The following is a 4,062-nucleotide window of genomic DNA, read 5'->3' on the forward strand; positions in this document are numbered from 1 at the left end:
CGCTTACCCACCCGCAGCGCCTGTTGCGCCAGCCCGTGCAGCGTGGAGCCGGCCGACTTGGCAGCGTCGGCGTCGGCGTACGCCGAGCGGATCTGGCCGAGGATCTGCTGTTCGCCGACCACCATCGAGTCGAGTCCGGCGGCGACAGTGAACAGATGCTCCACCGCGGCTTCGGAGTAATGCACGTACGCGTGGTCGGACATCTCGCCGACCGTCATCCCCGAATGCTCGCCCAGTACCTCGCCGACGGCTTCGAGGGCGGGGTGGAATGCGTCGACGACAGCGTAAAACTCGATGCGGTTGCAGGTGGAGACCAGCATGGCCTCGTTGACCACGCGCGATTGCATCAGAGAGGAGACCAGTTTGGGTCGCTCGAATTCGGAGACGGCGAGCCGTTCCAGTACCGGGACGGGCGCACTCCGATGGGACACCCCGAACAACAAAATACTCACGCTGACACCGTTTTCCTCCAAGTTCACGTCCCGAACCGTGCGAGCACGTCGGGCGCATGTACTAAGCCAGGTTAGTTCACGTCCGCGGCCCGCGGTCAGCAGCGGGTGAACACGCCCGGCCCGGCCGTGGTTCTAGCGGCGAACGTCCAGGGCCGCGCGGAGGCGGCCCTCCTCGACTTCCCAGTACCCGTGCTCGACGCCGTCGAGCAAGATGACCGGTACCCGATCGCCATACTCGGCGCGTGGCTCCAGATCCCCCGCTTCGGCCAACTGATCGACGTCGTGCACGGTCAGCGGCAGATCGTAGTCGGCAAGAATCCGCTCTAGTTCGGTCCGCGCGGTGGCGCACGCATGGCAACTGGCCCGCGTCATGAGGGCCACCACCGGCAGGTTCGGTGTCTCGGTCACGACCGCCAGCGTAGCCGCCTGCGAGGCGCCGGTCTGTGGGACACGTCATCTGCGACGGCGTCCCCGCGCAGTGCGCGATAGGCTGGGATCCTGAATCGACTCGGCCCGATCGAACACCTCCCGGCGCCGACCGACGCGAAGGAGTTACCCGTGACCCGCAACGCGCCCGATCCCGACGAAGGTTTCGCCGTGGCCGACGCGGCGGACGAGGCCGCGGAATCTGCCCCCGCCGCGGACAGTTCCATCGACGACACCGCGCAGGACGTTGATCTCGCCGAGGCCCTCGAACTGGCACTCGAGCAAGACCTCGCTACCGACATCGAGGCCGACGACCTCGCCGACGAACTGGACGAAGCCGACGAGCTGACCGCCGAAGAGAAGGCCGCACGCGCCGAGGCCGAGGAGAGCCGACGCGTCGCCAACTGGCTGTCCGAGCGGGCTGGCCGGTTCCGGCAGAGCGCGTCCGAGCTGCGCCAGGTGCTAGCTGGCGAGGCCGCCGCAGCCGCGGCCGTCGAGTCACTGCGCGCCCGGATCCCCGAGGATCCCGAGAGCCAAGGCATGGTGACGCCGGATCTCACTGCTGCCGCGTTCTTCGACGTCGACAACACCCTGGTTCACGGGGCGTCGATTGTGCACTTCGCCCGCGGCCTAGCGGCGCGAAAGTACTTCTCCTACAACGATATTGCGAAGTTCGCCTGGCAGCAGACCAAGTTCCGGCTAACGGGCCGGGAGAACATGGACGACGTCGCCGAGGGCCGCGACAAGGCACTCGGCTTCATCGCCGGTCGGTCGACGGCGGAACTGACGGAGCTCGGCGAGGACATCTACGACGAGTACATCGCCGACAAGATTTGGCCGGGTACCGCCGCCCTGGCTCAGCGACACCTGGCCGCCGGACAGCAGGTCTGGCTGGTCACCGCCACCCCCCTCGAGCTGGCCCAGACCATCGCCAAGCGGCTCGGTCTGACCGGCGCGCTGGGTACCATCGCCGAGAGCGAAGACGGCGTCTTCACCGGCCGCCTCGTCGGCGACATCTTGCACGGCCCCGGCAAGGCGCACGCTATCCGCTCCATCGCCGTCCGCGAAGGCCTGAACCTCAAACGCTGCACCGCCTACTCCGACTCGTACAACGATGTCCCGATGCTGTCGCTAGTGGGCACTGCCGTCGCGATCAATCCCGATTCGGACCTGCGCGATGTCGCCCGGATCCGCGGATGGGAATCCTACGATTTCCGCACCGCTCGCAAGGCCGCTAAATACGGCGTGGGAACGGCGATGCTCCTCGGCGCGGCCACCGGCGGCGCCTTCGTCACCGGCCGGGTTCTACGCAGCTACGCGAACCGCAAGCGTTCGGCTGCGGTGTGAGTGGTGGTCAACCCAGGTAGACCGAGCCGCGGCGGCTCAGCATGCGGAAGAGGGTCTGCTGGATCTCTTCGCGCACGTGGTCGGTGAGGTCGAACACGACCATGGGATCGTCGGCGGCCGCCGGGTCGTACGACGACGTCTCGATCGGGCGCCCGAAGTGGATATGCCACTTGGCGGGCAGCGGGATCACACCGAGCGGGCCGAGCCACGGGAACAGCGGGGTGATCGGGAAGTACGGCAGGCCGAGCGCGCGGGCGAGCGGCTTGAGGTCGGCGATCATCGGGTAGATCTCTTCAGATCCGACGATGGAGACCGGGATGATCGGAGCCTGGGTGCGGATCGCGGTGGTCACGAACCCGCCCCGGCCGAAGCGTTGCAGTTTGTACCGGTCCTTGTAGAGCTTGCCAATACCCTTGAACCCCTCCGGCCACACGGCGGTCAACTCGCCCTGCCGCAGTAGCGCCTCAGCATCGTCGTGGCAGGCCAAGGTGGCGCCGATCCGACGAGCCAGGTCGCCGATCACCGGCGTCTCGAAGACCATATCGGCGGCCAGCGCGCGCAGGTAGCGCTGGTTCGGATGGTTATCGCGCACCGCGACCGAGGCGATCAAACCGTCGATCGGGATGGTGCCGGCGTGGTTAGCGACGAGCAAGGCTGCGCCTTCGGCGGGCAGATTCTCGATCCCGGTCACCTCGACACGGAACCACTTGGAATACAGCTGCCGGATCGCTGGGAACCACACGGTCTCGGCGAAATGCGGATCGAAACCATAGTCGTCGACGGCGAAGTCGCCGGTCATCCGTTCCCGGATGAAACCGGACGTGGCCATCAAGGAGTCAGCGATCGCACCGCGGATCCCGCCGAGGCTGAACAGCGGCGAGTGCCGAATGGGCTCGATCGGGCTAACCGGCTCGTCGGGCAGGACGATCTCGTTGTTGATCGGTAGCACCTCGGCACCGGGTACGTCGAAGTTTTCGGCTTCGCGGGCGCGGGCGCGCATCGATCGCGGATCGGCGGTATACAGCGAGATCACCTGTGCTGTTCGCGCATCCGCTGGCCTATCGGCATTGACCATGCTGCACCCCCTCGCTCTTCTCCTGGCGGCTCACAGCGCGGCCGACCGGGCCGCGGGAGCACTCGCTCATCCTACGTGTCGCGCTACTGCAACGCTGTGGCGGCTGACACGGCACGACGCTCCAGGCCGCGCCAGGCGTCGGTACTGATCACCGGTCGCGTATCGCCGCGCGCAATGAAGTCGTCGAGCGTCTCCAGCGTCGTGTACTTCGGCTCAAATCCCATCTCGGTGCGCATCCGCGTGGTGTCCAATACCCGACCGAAGGCCAGAAAACCCTCCTGATCGGGGCGGATCCGCGGGACCCGCCCTTCTTTCAAGACACCCGCCAGCGGGGCCAGCAGCGGCGCGGGGACCGGCAGTTGTAGATGACCGGCGCGATGTACGGCCTGCGCAAGGGTCACCACACCATCGCCGGCCAGGTTGAAGGTGCCGCGTTTGGGGTGCAGGGTGGCCCACTCCAGAGCGCCGAGGGCATCTTCCTCATGCAGAAACTGCAGTCGTGCCTGATGGCCGAAAACCACGGGGACCAGCGGCATGGACAGATACGCGCTCATCCGGGTGGCGATGCGCGGGCCGAGGATGGCCTGCGGCCGCAAGATCGTCACATCGATGTCCTGGCGCCGTCGCGACAGTCCCCGCGCATAACCCTCGACGTCGAGCATGTCGCGCCCGTACCCGCGCTTGGGTTCACGACGCGCGGCGGTGCCCTCGGAAAAGTAGGCGGGATCGGCTGAGCTGTCGCCGTAGATCATTGCCGTAGAC

The 4,062-nt window shown here is 66.9% G+C and carries 3 protein-coding genes and 2 pseudogenes; 1 reads left to right on the top strand and 4 read right to left on the bottom strand.

Features of this window, described 5'->3' with window-relative positions; genetic code table 11:
* Positions 1-452 (bottom strand): annotated as a pseudogene (locus WAW85_RS06345) (glutamyl-tRNA reductase); the annotation flags it as partial.
* A 132-nt stretch (positions 453-584) separates the two neighbouring features.
* Positions 585-824 (bottom strand): glutaredoxin family protein, encoded by a 240-nt coding sequence (locus WAW85_RS06350; protein WP_422558788.1) that lies wholly within the window; start codon positions 822-824, stop codon positions 585-587.
* Positions 825-1,010: 186 nt separating this feature from the next.
* On the opposite strand from WAW85_RS06350, the gene WAW85_RS06355 reads away from it, so the two are divergent.
* Positions 1,011-2,225 (top strand): HAD family hydrolase, encoded by a 1,215-nt coding sequence (locus WAW85_RS06355; RefSeq protein WP_422558787.1) that lies wholly within the window; start codon positions 1,011-1,013, stop codon positions 2,223-2,225.
* Positions 2,226-2,232: 7 nt separating this feature from the next.
* Here the strand turns inward: WAW85_RS06355 and WAW85_RS06360 are convergent, their stop codons facing one another.
* Both WAW85_RS06360 and WAW85_RS06365 read right to left on the bottom strand, forming a co-directional pair.
* A complete protein-coding gene (locus WAW85_RS06360; RefSeq protein ID WP_422558789.1) occupies positions 2,233-3,225 on the bottom strand; it encodes a lysophospholipid acyltransferase family protein in 993 nt (330 codons plus the stop codon).
* Between the two features lie 158 nt (positions 3,226-3,383).
* Positions 3,384-4,062 (bottom strand): annotated as a pseudogene (locus WAW85_RS06365) (NAD-dependent dehydratase); the annotation flags it as partial.

The organism is Gordonia sp. (in: high G+C Gram-positive bacteria) (assembly GCF_049299075.1).
GTDB lineage: Bacteria > Actinomycetota > Actinomycetes > Mycobacteriales > Mycobacteriaceae > Gordonia.